Source organism: Neptuniibacter sp. QD29_5 (assembly GCF_047778125.1).
In the GTDB taxonomy this organism is placed as follows: Bacteria; Pseudomonadota; Gammaproteobacteria; order Pseudomonadales; family Balneatricaceae; genus Neptuniibacter.
This window is the reverse complement of the sequence record NZ_CP180556.1, coordinates 1345872-1362191: the sequence shown is the minus strand read 5'-3', so window position 1 is coordinate 1362191 and position 16320 is coordinate 1345872. Positions and strand designations below refer to the sequence as shown.

Annotated in this window: 18 protein-coding genes; 7 read left to right on the top strand and 11 right to left on the bottom strand. The window is 42.5% G+C overall.

Going from position 1 to position 16320, the window contains the following annotated elements; genetic code table 11:
- Positions 1–25: 25 nt before the first annotated feature.
- From ACMXYR_RS06185 to ACMXYR_RS06165, 5 genes are read right to left on the bottom strand one after another with little or no spacing between them, the layout of a single operon-like run.
- Positions 26–262, bottom strand: coding sequence for a TIGR02450 family Trp-rich protein (locus ACMXYR_RS06185; protein WP_415903320.1), 237 nt, complete (start codon positions 260–262; stop codon positions 26–28).
- A 12-nt stretch (positions 263–274) separates the two neighbouring features.
- Entirely contained in the window at positions 275–1678 is a 1404-nt protein-coding gene (locus tag ACMXYR_RS06180; RefSeq protein ID WP_415903319.1) for a cryptochrome/photolyase family protein, read from the bottom strand.
- A 43-nt stretch (positions 1679–1721) separates the two neighbouring features.
- Entirely contained in the window at positions 1722–2687 is a 966-nt protein-coding gene (locus ACMXYR_RS06175) for a YbgA family protein (protein ID WP_415903318.1), read from the bottom strand.
- A gap of 30 nt (positions 2688–2717) precedes the next feature.
- A complete protein-coding gene (locus ACMXYR_RS06170; protein WP_415903317.1) occupies positions 2718–3380 on the bottom strand; it encodes a ChrR family anti-sigma-E factor in 663 nt (220 codons plus the stop codon).
- On the bottom strand, positions 3377–3973 hold the full coding sequence (locus ACMXYR_RS06165) for a sigma-70 family RNA polymerase sigma factor (RefSeq protein ID WP_415903316.1): 597 nt from the start codon (positions 3971–3973) through the stop codon (positions 3377–3379). Before ACMXYR_RS06165 ends, ACMXYR_RS06170 begins: the two co-directional genes overlap by 4 nt.
- A gap of 159 nt (positions 3974–4132) precedes the next feature.
- On the opposite strand from ACMXYR_RS06165, the gene ACMXYR_RS06160 reads away from it, so the two are divergent.
- The 3 genes from ACMXYR_RS06160 to ACMXYR_RS06150 are packed head-to-tail and all read left to right on the top strand — an operon-like array spanning position 4133 to position 7533.
- On the top strand, positions 4133–5509 hold the full coding sequence (locus ACMXYR_RS06160) for an NAD(P)/FAD-dependent oxidoreductase (RefSeq protein WP_415903315.1): 1377 nt from the start codon (positions 4133–4135) through the stop codon (positions 5507–5509).
- A complete protein-coding gene (locus ACMXYR_RS06155; RefSeq protein ID WP_415903314.1) occupies positions 5502–6314 on the top strand; it encodes a DUF1365 domain-containing protein in 813 nt (270 codons plus the stop codon). Before ACMXYR_RS06160 ends, ACMXYR_RS06155 begins: the two co-directional genes overlap by 8 nt.
- Positions 6301–7533 carry a class I SAM-dependent methyltransferase gene (locus ACMXYR_RS06150; RefSeq protein ID WP_415903313.1) on the top strand — a complete coding sequence of 411 codons (1233 nt, stop codon included), beginning with the start codon at positions 6301–6303 and terminating at the stop codon, positions 7531–7533. Before ACMXYR_RS06155 ends, ACMXYR_RS06150 begins: the two co-directional genes overlap by 14 nt.
- Positions 7534–7600: 67 nt before the next feature.
- Here ACMXYR_RS06150 and ACMXYR_RS06145 read toward each other — a convergent pair whose 3' ends face one another.
- The 4 genes from ACMXYR_RS06145 to ACMXYR_RS06130 are packed head-to-tail and all read right to left on the bottom strand — an operon-like array spanning position 7601 to position 9882.
- Positions 7601–8020 carry a nuclear transport factor 2 family protein gene (locus ACMXYR_RS06145; RefSeq protein WP_415903312.1) on the bottom strand — a complete coding sequence of 140 codons (420 nt, stop codon included), beginning with the start codon at positions 8018–8020 and terminating at the stop codon, positions 7601–7603.
- Between the two features lie 25 nt (positions 8021–8045).
- Entirely contained in the window at positions 8046–8825 is a 780-nt protein-coding gene (locus ACMXYR_RS06140; protein WP_415903311.1) for an SDR family NAD(P)-dependent oxidoreductase, read from the bottom strand.
- A 33-nt stretch (positions 8826–8858) separates the two neighbouring features.
- Complete coding sequence (locus ACMXYR_RS06135; RefSeq protein ID WP_415903310.1) at positions 8859–9392, bottom strand: chalcone isomerase family protein; 534 nt, start codon at positions 9390–9392, stop codon at positions 8859–8861.
- Positions 9373–9882 (bottom strand): DUF2878 domain-containing protein, encoded by a 510-nt coding sequence (locus ACMXYR_RS06130; protein ID WP_415903309.1) that lies wholly within the window; start codon positions 9880–9882, stop codon positions 9373–9375. Before ACMXYR_RS06130 ends, ACMXYR_RS06135 begins: the two co-directional genes overlap by 20 nt.
- 128 nt (positions 9883–10010) lie before the next feature.
- Here ACMXYR_RS06130 and ACMXYR_RS06125 point away from each other — a divergent pair, with 128 nt between their 5' ends.
- Both ACMXYR_RS06125 and ACMXYR_RS06120 read left to right on the top strand, forming a co-directional pair.
- Positions 10011–11033, top strand: coding sequence for a M48 family metalloprotease (locus ACMXYR_RS06125; RefSeq protein WP_415903308.1), 1023 nt, complete (start codon positions 10011–10013; stop codon positions 11031–11033).
- Positions 11034–11169: 136 nt separating this feature from the next.
- Positions 11170–11808, top strand: coding sequence for a helix-turn-helix domain-containing protein (locus ACMXYR_RS06120; protein WP_415881651.1), 639 nt, complete (start codon positions 11170–11172; stop codon positions 11806–11808).
- Between the two features lie 141 nt (positions 11809–11949).
- Here ACMXYR_RS06120 and ACMXYR_RS06115 read toward each other — a convergent pair whose 3' ends face one another.
- Entirely contained in the window at positions 11950–12486 is a 537-nt protein-coding gene (locus ACMXYR_RS06115; RefSeq protein WP_415903306.1) for a hypothetical protein, read from the bottom strand.
- 10 nt (positions 12487–12496) lie between these two features.
- Entirely contained in the window at positions 12497–13354 is an 858-nt protein-coding gene (locus tag ACMXYR_RS06110; protein ID WP_415903305.1) for a TraB/GumN family protein, read from the bottom strand.
- A gap of 150 nt (positions 13355–13504) precedes the next feature.
- Here ACMXYR_RS06110 and ACMXYR_RS06105 point away from each other — a divergent pair, with 150 nt between their 5' ends.
- Together ACMXYR_RS06105 and ACMXYR_RS06100 are read left to right on the top strand one after the other, a co-directional pair.
- Positions 13505–14299 carry a response regulator gene (locus ACMXYR_RS06105; RefSeq protein WP_415903304.1) on the top strand — a complete coding sequence of 265 codons (795 nt, stop codon included), beginning with the start codon at positions 13505–13507 and terminating at the stop codon, positions 14297–14299.
- A 227-nt stretch (positions 14300–14526) separates the two neighbouring features.
- A complete protein-coding gene (locus ACMXYR_RS06100) occupies positions 14527–16311 on the top strand; it encodes a DEAD/DEAH box helicase (RefSeq protein WP_415903303.1) in 1785 nt (594 codons plus the stop codon).
- Positions 16312–16320 lie beyond the last annotated feature (9 nt).

Below are 16320 nucleotides of genomic sequence, written 5' to 3'. Positions count from 1 at the left end.
CTAATAAGCCCATCGGGAAATAAAGCTATTTCCAGCCCAATCGCCAAACCTCAGCATTCTTAAGATCTTTCCAATTGATCTGCATTTGGTATTTATCAATCACTGCTTCAATCATACAACCTGTAACCTCTTCTGTATCTGGATCACGCAGCAATTCAATCACGATAAAGTGCTTTCGTTTATTGATAGGTTCAATAGCTGTCCATTTAGACAGCAGCAATTTATTGGGATTAATTTGATTTCTTTTAGGTGAAAAAGCCATTCAGAATGACCTCTATTTCGCGTTATAAGCATCTAAGCTAAAACGGCGCTCTTGCGCATAATCCACTATAGGTCGAGGCCTATTGCACCTCGTACTGATTAACGGGTCATGTTGTTGGATGGCGTTATATCCTTCTAAAGCAGGCAACCACTGAGCAATATACTTGCCCTCTTTATCAAACCGTTCAGCCTGTCTCATAGGGTTAAAAATGCGGAAATAAGGCGCTGCATCAGCACCGACTGAAGCACTCCATTGCCAACCACCTAAGTTCGAAGCAAAGTCCCCATCAATTAGATGCTGCATAAAGTAACGCGCACCTAGACGCCAATCTTGACGCAATATTTTGGTTAGAAAGGAAGCCGTGATCATGCGTACTCGATTATGCATCCAACCCGTCTGGTTCAATTGCTTCATGCCAGCATCAACAATAGCGTAGCCTGTTTCACCCTGGCACCAAGCTTCAAACAAATATTGATCGAACGACCACTCCAATTTGCTTTCTATTTCAGGTTTAAAAGGTAACCAACGATTCATTTCAGGATATTGCACAATTAAATGGCGGTAAAACTCTCTCCAAATCAGTTCTGTCACCCATTGATTATCTAACCAATCTGGGTCATCAGAATAGGTCTGTATGGCGGTTAAGCATTGCCGTGTGGAGATAACACCTTGAGCCAAATACGGCGATAAAGAAGATGTTCCCGTAATGCCAGGAATGTCTCTATGATCAGGATAAGGCGCGAGCTTTGAATGGATAAACTGATACAAGCATTTATATGCTGCCTCACTTCCTGCAGGCCAGCTAGATTCTTGCCAATCAGAACCTAACTCCAAACAGTAACCTACATCTGTAGGCACCTCAGAAGGCTTTATCTCAAGTTTTTGCTGTTGTTTTGGTTCTGGCAAAGCCTCTACCCACTCTGCCGAGAACTTTCTACGCCAAGCACGACTATAAGGGGTAAACACCTTAAATGGCATACCTTGCTGGGTAAGGATAGAGCCCGGTGTAAATATAAGATCGCTGTCAAAGGCCTGTGCTGGAATACCCTCCGTCACAAAACTATCCATAACCGCAGCATCACGATTTTGTTCGAATTCGGGGTACTCACGATTGAAAAATAGTTCTGATACAGCGTGCTGTTTGGCTAAATTGAGTAAAACAGCAGGAAGCTCTTTATTGGTGGGTGCTCTAACAATAACAAGGGGGATATTCAGAGCTTTGAGTTGATCACTCAGCTTAGAAAGGTTGGCTAAGTAGAACTGAACCTTTGCTTTGGATTCGTCCTGTAGTTGCCACTGTCTCGTTGTGATAGCTGCAACAGCTAGAACGCCCTCACCATTACTTTGTTTACAAGCATGATAAAGGGCGTGATGGTCTCCTGTCCTTAAATCGTTGCGAAACCAAACCAGCTTCATATAGTTTACGCTCTTACATCATAGATCATTAATTAGAAAATACTTAAATATAATTTCTTAAACCTAACTCATGTGGGTAAGGATCTAGATAAGCTTGGGATTGGATGTATTCACTACCAAAACGCTTTAGGTAATGCTTTAACAGCGCAAGAGGTACAACCAAATTCACCTCTTCCTTGCGATACTGCTCTATCGCTTCAAGAAGATCTTGCTTGGTTTCGGTATCAATATCTCTTTTCAGGTAACCCATAATATGCATCAACGCGTTGGTGTGAGTTTTTCGACTCGCACGTTTTTTTAGATGGGTCATTAGCTCGAGAATATAGGTCTTTAATACCTCTTCCAAAGGCAACTGAGAAGCTTCGGTAGCAAGATATTTACCTAATACCTTATAACCTTCATAGCTGTGAGCCATTAATTGGTATTTGTGACGGCTATGGAACTGAATCACTTCATGTAAGGATGGAGCCGACATTACCTCTTTTTGCCAGCTGAAATAGACGAATACCCGGGTAATGAAATTTTCTCGCAGTACAGGGTCATTTAAACGCCCCTCTTCTTCCACAGGAAGTGCAGGATTACGCTTCATAAATTCATCAGCATAAGCACCACTTCCGGCCACATTCGGCATACCATTTTCGTGGTAAACCTTTACCCGCTCCATCCCGCAGCTGGGAGAACCTTGCATAAGTATGTAACCACAAAGATTTTGATTATTCTTACTAACCTCAGCGGCATAAGCCTTAAGCGGATCAGTCACATCTAAAGAGGGATCTTTCGTGCCTAAAACACGTGGGGATTCTGCATCCCCCACCAACCTAATCGGCTCTCGAGGAGTACTCAATCCAATCGAAACTTCTGGACAAAAGGGTTTAAACTCAAAACACTCGCTGAGGACATTGAGGCAATATTTGGAGCGTTTATGCCCTCCATCATATCTAACCTTGTGCCCTAATAAACAAGCACTTACGCCCACAGGAATTAGTTCATTTAACGCTGTAATGTTCATGATTCATTCCTTTACTCAAAGCTATTCTGTTTAGAAGCCCGTCATAGGCTGGACTAGTTTCCCTAACAAAGTAGTGAATTTAAGTGGTGCATCAGTCGCAATCAGGCAGATACAATCTTCATCACTATCTACGAGTGGCTGATGTTCAATTTCACTATCAAGGTCGGCAATATCCCCTGCTGTGAAACGTCCCATTTCATCGCTGAAAGAACCTTTCAAGACTAAGGTCAGTTCATTACCGTCATGAGAATGTGCCAGCATAGATTTACCCGGTGCTATGCGAAGTAATCTCGAAACACCACCTCGTTCGCTTTTACAAGGTAAGTCATGAAAGTAGACACCTGGGACAATGCGCTTCCACTCTATGTTCTCAAGCTTATCGCCAATATAATCAGCAAGAGGTGCTGGCACATCAGAATCAACCAATTTGACAGGCTTACTACGGGTGAATTCTACGCCGATATCCTCGTCATCCAGCATAGCCAATACTTGGTTAAGGGATGAATCATCAATAGTTGCAGGCTCAAGGCTTTCTAGAAGCATTCCACCTATCGCTTCGGACTTTTGCGCACGTTCACGACACTCTGGGCACATAGAGAGATGACAAGCAGCAACCAAGGCCATTGATTGAGACATAGAGCCAGCCGCATAACTAACAAGGGTAGCTTCATCTAGGTGATGCTTAATGTTCATACATCATCCCTCCACATTGATCTTAATTTTTCAGATGCTAATCGAATTCTTGATTTAACACTGCCTAAAGGTATTCCCAAACGGTCAGCAATTTCAGAGTGAGACCGTCCTTCATAGAAAGACATATAAATAACTTGAGCCTGAAGCTCCGGAAGTTTATTGATGGAAGCTTGCATGCGCGCCGATAGAACCAAATCAGAACCTGCATCTTGCGATTCATCTACTTCTTCATGCCATTCATCTAAGGAGTATTCTGGATATTTCTGTTTACGCATCCAATCGATGCTTTGGTTCCTAGCGAGTGTAAAGATCCAAGTGCTAGCCGCAGCTTTGGATTTTTGATACATGTGCGCTTTTCGCCAAACAGAAGCCATCGTCTCCTGCATCAACTCTTCTGCTGTGCTCTCAACCAAGCCTAACCGAATGATGTAGGCTTTGATCTTCGGGGCAAAATGTTTAAACAGTTGCACAAACAGAGTCTTATCTTTAGATTCACCGAGCGACATTAAGAGGCTGCTCCAATCTTGAGTAGCTTCTGGCTGCGGTATAGCAACAACTTTTTCCACGTCTTCACCTGGCGGTTTATTTTCCATACAACCCCTTACGTATCCCTGACTCAAGCGGATCACTCTGATGTGTTTTTTTCACTTTTAATCTCTAACCTAGTGATCTTAAAGCACTGTTACTGCGTATTAATCTGTACAAAATTGAATTTCATACCCATATTTCAGTGTATACAACGGACTAGGAAGATGAAAATAACAGCCATGCACCCCAAAAAAATTGCAATTGTTGGTTCCGGTATCACAGGCTTGAGTTGTGCATGGCTTCTCAACAAAGTCCATGATGTCACCCTCTACGAAAAAGATGATCGTTTGGGCGGCCACTCAAATACAGTCTCCTTTAAACACAATAACCAATCTATCGATGTTGATACTGGCTTTATTGTATTTAACCCAGTGAACTACCCTAATCTAGTTGAGTTTTTCAAAACGCTAGATGTTAAAACCTGCGAAACTGATATGTCATTTGCGGTTTCAATCAATCAAGGTCAATTAGAATATTCTGGTACAGGTTTGTCTGGTTTGCTTGCTCAGAGGAGCAATATTTTAAAACCTTCCTTTTGGAAGATGATCAGCGAAGTGATGCACTTCTACCGCTATTCGGAAGCTTTATCTAAACAACATAATTTAGATGAAATGACCTTAGGCGACCTCCTTACTCAAGAAGGCTACAGTAAACACTTCATATACGACCATCTATTACCTATGGGTGCGGCGATTTGGTCCACTCCAGTTGAGCAGATGCTCAACTACCCAGCGAGTTGCTTCATGCGTTTTTGCCGCAACCATGGTCTGGTTCAACTGAGTAATCGCCCACAATGGCGAACGATCATTGGCGGTAGTAAAAACTATGTCGATAAAATTGCTGCAACCTTAGATGGCAAGATCAGAATCAACAGCCGTATCCACAAAATTATTCGTTCTGATAACTGCGTCTTCATAGAAGACCACCACGGCAAACGAGAGCAATACGATGATGTAGTTTTAGCCTGCCATTCTGATCAAGCACTTGCATTGCTGGAATCGCCAACGGATGAAGAAAAAAGATTATTGCAGAACTTCCCTTACCAGAGAAACAAAGCCTACCTTCATCTCGACGCATCTCTAATGCCCAAACGCAAAAAGGTTTGGTCAAGCTGGAACTACCTGTCCGAGGGTGTGAGGGATAAATCTCAAGATGTATCTGTTACCTACTGGATGAATCAGTTACAGCCGTTGAACACAGACACACCTATCTTCGTATCCTTAAATCCGCTAGAAGAACCGGAACAAGGATCTATTATTCGCAGTTTCTTTTATGACCATCCTGCTTTTGGCAAAGAGTCACTGCAATCTCAAAAAGAGCTATGGTCATTACAAGGCAAACAAAGAACTTGGTTCTGTGGCGCCTATTTTGGTTACGGTTTCCACGAAGATGGTTTGCAAGCAGGACTAGCGGTTGCCGAAGAGCTCGGAGGCATTCCTCGCCCTTGGGTGGTGAAAGATAAAAACGGCCGAATACATGTTCATGAAAGTAAGATGCACAAGGAAGATAGCACCATTGAACGAGCTGAAAGTCATGGCTAATCTGCGATCGTCACTCTACCAAGGAAAAGTGATGCATCATCGCGTAAAGCCTACAGATCATCGATTTGTGTACAGTGTCTTTTCCTTGAAAGTTGACTTAGATGAATTGGATCAGGTGGACAAATTTCGATTTTTTTCGATTAACCGATTCAATCTATTCTCATTCCAAGAGCGGGATCACGGTACCAGCAAAGGAAACCTTGCCGCTGAGATTAGACAGCATCTAATCGACAGAGGACACAGCTCTGCAACTGAACGCATTGAACTACTTTGTTATCCAAGAATTTTAGGCTTCACCTTCAATCCCCTCAGTGTTTATTTTTGTTACAACAAGGATGATGAGGTTGAAGTCATTCTTTATGAAGTCAGCAACACCTTTGGCTCTAGGCATACCTATCTCATCGAATCACAAGGCAGAGACAAAGTGATTCGACATGGCTGCGATAAGCTGATGTACGTAAGCCCTTTTATGCCAATGGAAACCGCTTATCAATTCAGTATTACGCCACCTGATCGACATGTCTCAATCGGTATTAAACAAGTAGAACAAACACCAACTCAAGAAGAACACTCCACCGTATTTTATGCTTCATTTAAAGGTGATCGGATTAACTTAAATGACCGTAAACTATTGAAAATGTTCTTCCAATATCCGTTGATGACTCTGAAAGTGGTAGGCGCGATTCACTGGGAAGCACTGAAGCTTTGGCGAAAAAAACTGACCATTCAACCTCGTGATAAAAAGGTCAGTCACAGCATTAGCTGGCAAGATAAGCATGGAGTAACGCATTATGAAAGTTTATGAATCATCCAACGAGTTAACATCTAGCTCGCCTCAGCCAACTTGGTTTGAGAAGAAACTCCTCAAATACCTTACTGCCAAGCTAAATCAATCTATTGGAACCTTGAATCTTACTTTACCTAGTGGCTACACCGAAAAAATCGGCCATGCCTCCCCTATAGCGGAGGTGCAGCTGAATAACTTCCGCCCCTTGGTCCGATTATTCTTCGGTGGCATTAATGGCTGGTCAGAAAGCTATTTGGCTGGTGATTGGAATAGCAAAGATTTAACTGCGTTGATGCAGTGGGGCCTAGCCCATGAAGACTCACTGAGTGATCTTTCTCAGGCTGGTTTTTTGATCTGCTTCCTTCACAACCTTTACCACTGGCGTCGTGATAATACCCGTTCAGGTAGTAAGAAAAACATAGCAGCCCATTATGATCTAGGTAATGATTTCTACCAGCCTTGGCTGGATGAAAGCATGACTTACTCAGCTGCTTTATATAAATCCCAAGATGAATCTTTGTTCGATGCTCAACAAAATAAATACGGCAGGATCATCGAGCTTTTAAACGCTAAAGAAGGCGAACACGTCGTTGAAATTGGTTGTGGTTGGGGCGGGTTCGCCAGAAAAGCTAGCCAAGAAAACAACTTACGCGTGCATGGCATCACGCTTTCGAAAGAACAGCTTAAATGGGCGAAGAAACAAATTGCAGAAGCAGAACAAGAAGAGAAGGTTCACCTCAGTTTAACGGATTACCGTGACCTACAGCAGCAGTACGACGCGGTGGTATCTATAGAGATGTTTGAAGCGGTTGGCGAAAAGCATTGGGACACTTATTTTGAAACCCTAAAACGTGTGCTAAAACCGGGCGGCAATGCTGTCCTGCAGATCATCACAATCGATGACGAACGTTTTAATAGCTATCGCAAACAAGCAGACTTTATTCAACGCTATGTCTTTCCTGGTGGCATGCTCCCGAGTGATAAACGACTTCAAGAGAAGTTTGCTGAGCATGGCTTTACCTTAAAAACAAAACAATTGTTTGGTAAAGATTACGCTCGAACACTACGCGAATGGTATCGTGATTTTGAAAAGTCGTGGGGAGAGATTAAACATCAAGGCTTTGATGAAACCTTTTATCGTTTATGGCGCTATTACCTAGCGTACTGTGAAGGCGGTTTTGAACATGGATCTATTGATGTTGGCCTGTACGTCATCTGCCATGATGAAGGGAAATAATCTAAGACTTCCCTAAGCTATTTATTAAAGCCCTATGTCATTCCATCATTTGAAAACAAAGGGCTTTTTATTGATGGCTAAATTTCCCTCTCAAGAATTTAACCACTTTACCTATCAACGGTACTTTAACCAGTAACTCTGATCCATCCCAATAGTCATGGTGGAAATAAACTTTGCCATGTTCATCTGCTTTTATAAGGCTAGTACCCGAGAAATTTATATCTCCTGTCAGGCTACTTGTAGCACTGTAACGCCAATAGATCATGGCTTGTTTTTCCTCAACCATCACTTGATCGACGTTGAAAATAATCTGATCTAACTTGGAGTACATATCATCTAAGATGGCGATAAAGTCATCTCGGGTATAGGTGTGATTAAATGGGTCCTTAAAGTCAAAATCATCATGTATTATCTCTAATAGTGATGCTAGGTTGTCTCTGTTTAACCCTTCTAAAGTTATTACATATTCCGTTATCCAACGATCCATGAATACTGATCCTGACTGATTAGCTTTATCTATTTTTAAGTAGTGCTTTGCCAACTAATGCAAAATACCAACGATAAGGAAGGATGCTTAGTAATTTTAGAATGTAACTAAAGCGCTTAGGAAATGTAATTTCAAATTGGTTTTTAATTAAGCCATCTAAGATACGTTGTGCAGCATCCTCAGGTTCCAATAAGAACGGCATATCAAAGTCATTTTTATCTGTAAGCGGAGTTCTAACAAACCCAGGATTAATCACCTGTAATTTTACTTGGGTGCCTTTCAAATCTAATCGTAATGCTTCGCATAAATGGATTAATGCAGCCTTACTTGCACCATAGACAGCAGCTGTAGGCAAACCTCTATAGCCAGCCACTGATGCCATGACGGCAACTTGCCCAAAGTTGGAGTTCAACGCCCTTTCTATGACAGGCTCCAAGCAATTGAGGGTGCCTTGTAAATTAACATCGAGTAAAGCTTTAGCCCTGCTGGCGCTAAACTCCTCGACGGGAAACGGATCATGCGTGCCGGCGTTTAATACAACTAACTCAGGAAAAACATTATCAAACTGTTGAAGAGTTCGTTCAATTTGATCTGGTTGGGTTGTATCCATTTCTAATGGAATAATCTTACCGGGATACGCCAATTGTTCAGCTTTATGCTTTACATTGTCTAATGTGGAAAGCGTCCTGCCTGAGATAAATACATCCACGCCATTCTCTGACAACAAAAGCGCCAATGACTCACCTATACCAGTGCCTGCTCCCGTTAACCAAGCGGAACTCCAGGGTAGTTCTTGGTTCAACATATCCACCGTCCTAAGAAATAAATAGATTTATCATTACTTGCCTTTCAGTTTTCTTGCGAGTTCAGGGTATTCGCCCTGATCTGAAAGCCATATTTGTATAAAGGATTCAGAAAATTGCATATCCTCGATACCACCAATCCAAAGTTTGTTATGGAAAAAGTCAGCCTTTCCACTAGTACTAATTTGGAAGATAAGTTGGTCACCCTCTTTAATATCAGGCCATATATTCTCCAACTGAGTTAGCCATATTGATCTCGTATCTTTTGCTACCTGAAAACGTGCAAATTGTTTATCTGTTTCTGACAAGAGATCATCCCGACTGATATCACGTTTGTAATCCAAACTCAGTTGGAGGGGCGAACTAAAACCCTGAAAAGCACCATTTGGCGTATAAAAAACAGCGTCATAAACATCAAACCAAAGGACTGATAACTCGGCTCTTCCCACCTCTTTCCAACTTTCTATATTGGGCTCTGCTTGGGCATACACTTGGGCAAATGCACTCTGAATGAGCAATAACAAACAAATCGATATATAACGAATAAAGTTACGCGTCTGAACGAACATATCGCGCCCCTAAACGATGACTGAAATACATAAGGAATGGGAAAAGTAGCAACCAGATCGCTGCCAAAATCAGAAAAGAAGAGAGCATTGAGAAGCCAAGCGATACTGCTCCAAGTTTCGCTGCCGCAATGTAGGTACTGCTACCTCCTATTGCCCCCACCAGCGCTGATAGCAACAAGCGATTATTAAAGAACGCTAAACTGTGCCTGAGAGTCGCAACAAACCCCATCCAAAGGAGCAGTAACCAAAAAGGAGGAAAAGAAGAATTGTCGAATTCAAACACCCCATAGAGGGTTAAAACTGAATCAACAACGAAACCGAGAGCTGCTAACGAAAAAACAATACAGGTTTCTAGAACAGGATCTGAATGAAAAATCAGATGAAGGCAAATTATAAAGCTGACAACGATGACCGCATCATTCCCATACAAAATACTCAGCCACCACACAAGTTGAAAGCCGATCGCATTAACCCAGAACCGTTCGCTCATCTCTATCACCTATAACCTTTCTAGAGATACGAGCTACAACCCTCAATAGATCATAGATCTGGCAAAACACTTACTTGATTTGCGCCTAAAATCACTGCTATAAGGATGAAAAACATGGATTTAAAAAGATGCGACACTGGAAGCGATATATCAGCTTAATTTTACCTACGTTCATAATTTCGGGATGTTCCGCACCGTCCCTGACTACCGAAACACCGTCCAAAGAAGAATTAAAACAAGAACAATCTATCCAATTAGAGAAAGCGTTTCGCTATCAGCTGCAACAGCAAACCCGGCTCGCTGAAGTTGCTCGCCCTTTATTGACCAAGAATATAGAAGCCTGCGGTAAAAGAACAAAACCGAGCTTAGGTATATTCATCCATAGCCTAGACGACTATAAAAAACCGAAGAAAGCCGTTGCTAAATCTATCTATTCACTTAACGAACAACCTAGAGTTTTACAGGTATTAAGTAACGGGCCTGCACATCAAAAGCTGAAAGTCGGCGATAAACTGGTCTCCATCAACCAACAACCTTTTCCGAAAGGAACAGCTAAATCAATTAAGCATCTAAGCAGCAATCTAAAAGATCAGACCGCTGTAGAACTGTCCGTTGAACGCGATGAAGACCTGATTACTCTCTCTATACAGCCGGAGTTACTTTGTAATTACCCAGTCATTTTAAGCCCTAGTGATGCCGTTAATGGCTACGCTGATGGCAGCACTATTGTCATTACACAGGGACTAATACGCTTTGCGCTGAATGATAATGAGCTAGCCCTAATTATCGCTCATGAGATGGCACACAATACTCAGCACCATATCCCGCAACGGATCAAAAATAGCTCACTTGGCTTATTGTTAGATACGGCTTTACTCACGAGCGGTATACCCTCTCCCTTAATCGCAACGGGACTAGGCGCAAATTTATATACTCAGCAGTATGAGATCGAAGCTGATCTCATTGGCTTACAACTGATGCACAAAGCAGGATTTGAAATTGAAGGGCTGGATCTATTCTGGCAAAAAATGGCAGCGGTTCACCCTTCGACGATCACCAAAGGAAAAGAAATCTCTCACCCAACCACAGTCGAACGTTCTATTCTGATCCGTAAAGAGATTATGCGATTGAAAAATCACTTACCTAATTAACCAATCACCTCTGTTTAAAATCCTTATCACTCCTTAGCCTATTAGAGAACCCCCGATCAACCATGTATACTGTCTAGATAGCACTGCGTATGTGCTCAAAGATAATTAAATCAGAGTGAGATTCGGGGTTGTATGCATGTCTGACGAGCCATTTTTCCTAAAGGAAGAGAAAGAAAAACTAGGCCTACAACGGAGCAACGGTCAAACAGAAGCTACATTAGAACCTCTACAATTGGGTAAACGTGTTAAAGAGATCCGTTTAAGCCAAAATCTGACTCTGGAAGAAGCGAGTAAACTCACAGGTCTTGCCCGTTCAACGCTTTCTAAAATCGAAAACGAGCAAATCTCCCCAACCTTTAGTGCCGTCAACAAATTAGTTAAAGGCTTAGGTATCGATATACCCCAGCTTTTCTCACAACCTAAGCGCGGTGCCGGTGCGGGTGGTCGTCGAGATATTACGCGTGGCGGCGAAGGTGTACCCCACCCAACTCCTACCTATGAGCACGAATTACTGGCAACTCAGCTAAGTACCAAAAAGATGATCCCTTATCGCACAACGGTTAGGGCTCGTGATTTTGATGAATACAATGATTGGGTTAGGCATGATGGCGAAGAGTTCTTGTTTGTTTTGAGAGGCTCGCTTCTACTCTACACAGAATTTTACGAACCGCTGGAGCTCTTCCCTGGAGATTCAGCCTATTATGATTGTGAGATGGGCCACGCATTAGTCTCCACCAGTGAAGAAGACGCAGAAGTGGTTTGGGTAACAGCTTAAAGTTACTCCATCGGAATCTAAAAATTCAGTAAAACTGCAAAGTTCATAAACTAAGTTATACTGAAATTAACCTTCCTGAACACCGTCACACCATGACGTTTGCTTGCAAACCTTTAGATGTGGCGGTTTTTTTTGTCAGAATTACCAACCAAACCCCGCTAAAGCAATCTGATTGCCCTCTTGCCAATCGCCTTGTTGCTTTAAACCATCTAGAGAATTTGATGCGTTTTCGCCGTTCAAGCCATCAAAGACAGCTAGTTTAGCGAGGATAATATCTGCTAACTGTTCTTGCTGACTTGAGTTACACCATAACTCATAGGTATCCATTGCAATGACAGGTGACGATAGTTCTGAGATGAACTGAATCCAACGTTGCAGTAATTCTGCATCGCTTTCACAGACAAACGGTTTAACTAAAGCATAACGTTGCTCAAGACGACTTAATAGCTTGGAACGCTCAGCTAATAAAACCGGATATTTTGCATTCCCACTATGACTGAGAATGCCATCGTTTTGTGCAGCTACTTCAAAGTACTGCATATCCTCACAGGCGTATGGTAATAACCAAAAAAGAGGAATGTCATGATTAGCAGCGCAAATCACTTCTGCTTCTGGAGCGCTTCCCTCTTCTCCAGGGACACCACTCATTGAAAGAAGAATAATGCGTGTTCCAAGCATAAATTTATCCTTACATCTGTTCTACGGAATAACCTTGCCGTATGAGCTCTTTCAAAATCCCATCTGGGCCAATTAGATGTGCGGCACCCACCAGCACAAACTCAACATCCGGTGTTGTCAGCATTGCTTTAATCTGCGGTAACCAGCGCTCATTCCTATCAACCAACAAGGACTGATAAACCTTCGGGTAATCATCTTTCATCTGTTTTATGACAATTTTCTCAAGCCCCGCAGCATCACCAGATTTCCAGTAGAGGACCATCTCACGCATCATACTCTCGGTCTCTTTCATATCCTCAAGCGTCTGTTTCAGATAACGCTCTTCATTACCCTCACCCAGTTCTGCAATAAAGCCTATGTGGTCTTCGATGGATTCAAGACCTAGGGTTGATTTTCCATCATTTATGGCTTTCTGATAGTAAACCGTATCAGCACCGTCTTCAGAGATACCCAATCGCTGAAACTCTATACCAAGCATCGTTAACATCACGCCTGCTGGTTTCATACCGATAAAAATGTGTGGCATAAGGCCACGTTCGCGCAGATATTGCTGAAGTTCTTGATAAAGTTCAGGAGTGATTAAATGAGTTAATAAACGGCCATCGCTATAGGAAAAGTGCGCCATCAGCCTCGCCTGAAAATTAGGATTTAGAATCTCTGACATATCAGTCTCTAATACGACTATATCAGAGACCTTATAAGCCTTATCAAATGCTTTTGGGAATGGGAGGTCGGAAGGTGCTAATACATGAATTGTCCCAGCAAGATAAATATGTTGATCTGCAATAGATACTTTCCATAAAGAAGTTTGGGCGACCGCAGAAAAACTAAATAGGAACACTAAGAAACCTAAAATAAATCTTTTCATTTTATCCTCCCCACTATTCTACTTAGGAATTAACTCACTACTAATTACATACACTTTAGCTTCAAATCAAAGTTTACTCAGCTTTAAAAGGATATGATCTATACAACAGCTTGAATAATTAATAATAAATGACAATAAAAGGGAAAATACATGTCGGAGCTAACTTCTTCAGATCTAACGATTTTACTTGTAGAGCCTTCAGCCACTCAAAGAAAGATTATACGTAAAGAGTTAAACAAAGAATTAGTTGAGCGTATAGATGAAGCTGACAGCGTAGCTACAGCTATTAAACAAATAAAATCGGTTCGCCCAGATTTAGTTATTAGCGCCCTTTATTTCTCCGACGGCTCAGCAGAGGAACTGCTTCAATTTATTCGTAACGATCCTTCTCTTACTGACCTGCCATTTATGCTGGTATCAAGTGAAACTAGACATAGCGAGCTAGATAAATTTAAACAATCAGGCATCATCGCTATTCTGCCTAAACCTTTCAATCACGATCATTTAGCAACCGCAATAAATTCAACTCTAGATATACTGTCCCACCATGAGCTGGATCTTGAGTATTATGACACTGCTTCATTAAGGGTATTAGTGGTAGATGATAGCCGTATGGCTCGTAAAGTTATTACCAACGTTTTGAAAAATTTAGGTATTGAAAATATCACTCAAGCCACTGATGGCTCTGAAGCGATCCCCTTACTTCCCAATGGGTTTGATCTCATTGTTACCGATTACAACATGCCAGAAATTAATGGGTTGCAACTTGCCGAATATGTAAGAGGCTCTGGGGATTACTCTCATATTCCTATTTTGATGGTAACCAGTGAAGCAAGCCATGCCCATCTGAGTAATGTCGCCAAATCAGGTGTAAATGCGATGGCGGATAAACCTTTTGAACCCGAAACCCTTAAAAAATTACTTTCCCAAATTTTAGATGATTAATTCTATTTAGATGGTGCTGTAGTCCAAGAATAACGCTGTTTAAAATATGCACAGTTTTTATGATTAAAATTTCACCACAGATAACGGTATAAAATAGATATTAAAGCCCAGAGAACTTGTTATGGCCTGTCTGAGGTGTATAATGCCCGCTTTCCCACCAGAGCAGCCTATACTGTATCTTAAATAGTATGCAGCCCTGCCCTAATTCCGAATAGGTAAGTCAAAGAATGAATTCAGAAGATCAGCTGTCCTTTGCTGAGCTTGGCCTTGCGGCTCCCGTATTGAAGGTCCTGGACGAGATCGGATACGAAACGCCATCTCCAATTCAGGCAGCAAGTATTCCCCATCTACTAGAAGGTAAAGACCTTCTGGGTATTGCGCAAACGGGTACCGGTAAAACTGCCGCATTTTCCCTACCATTGCTATCTAGGCTTGATCTAAAGAGCCGTCATACGCAATTACTGATTCTTGCCCCTACTCGTGAATTAGCAATTCAGGTAGCTGAAGCGTGCCAAACTTATGCACGTAACCTCCCTGATTTCCACGTTCTGCCAATTTACGGTGGTCAAGCTTATGACAGCCAACTACGTCAATTAAAACGTGGTGCGCAGGTTGTTGTAGGTACACCAGGGCGTGTAATGGACCACATGCGTCGTGGCTCTCTAAAACTAGATAATCTACAAGCACTAGTTTTGGATGAAGCCGATGAAATGCTTCGCATGGGCTTCATCGATGATGTTGAGTGGGTACTTGAACATACACCAGATGATCGTCAAATTGCGCTTTTCTCTGCGACTATGCCTTCGCAAATCAAGAAAGTTGCTGAAAATCATCTGAACTCCCCTGCTGAAGTTCGCATCAAAGCGAAAACAGCAACAGCAACAACTATTACGCAAAAATACCTTCGCGTATCAGGTAATCAAAAGTTAGATGCTTTAACTCGTATCCTAGAGATGCAAACTTTTGATGCCATGCTGATTTTCGTACGTACTAAATCCGCTACGGTAGAACTAGCAGAAAAACTATCGGCTCGCGGCTACGCATGTGAAGCACTGAATGGTGACATTTCTCAAAACCTGCGTGAACGCACGATAGACAAGCTAAAACGCGGCCAAATCGACATCCTTATCGCTACTGACGTTGTAGCACGTGGTTTGGACGTAGAGCGAATCAGCCACGTACTTAACTACGATATCCCTTACGATACGGAATCTTATATCCATCGTATTGGTCGCACTGGCCGTGCAGGCCGTGAAGGTGAAGCGATTCTGTTTGTATCACCTCGCGAGCAGCGCATGCTTAAATCTATTGAGCGTGCAACTCGCCAGAAGATCGAAGCGATGCAGCTGCCATCAACTGATGATATCAACGAAAAACGCGTACAACGCTTTGTTGATCGCATCACACAGACAATCGATAGCCAAGATCTAGATTTCTTTAAAAACCTACTGACCGAATACCAGCAGGAACACGATGCCGATCCGCTTATCATTGCATCTGCGCTAGCTCACCTATTACAAGGTGAAACACCGCTGCTAATGAAAGAGCAAGAACGCCCACCTCGTCGCGAGCGTGGCGATCGTGACCGTGATGACCGTGGTAAACGCCCACCACGTGGCATGTCGACTAAAGCCAAACAACTGAAAGATCATCCAGACGTTGAAATGCAACGTTATTTGATCAGCGTTGGTCATGACCACGGTGTGGCGCCAAAAAACATCGTAGGTGCGATTGCTAACGAAGCTGACTTAGACGCTAACTTTATTGGTGCAATCGAGATCTACGACGACTGTTCAACAGTTGATCTACCAACAGGCATGCCCAAATCGGTTGTACAACAGCTAAGAAAAGCAGTTGTATGCGGCCAGCGCCTGAATCTCAAAGAAGCTTCTGGTGGCGGCGACCATCGTGGCGGCAATAAAGGTCGTGGTTCTGATCGAGGGGGTAAAGGTAACAGCCGCAATCGTCCGCCACGCCGCAACAGAAAAGATAGCAAGAAAAAAGAGAGCTAATCTCAAGCT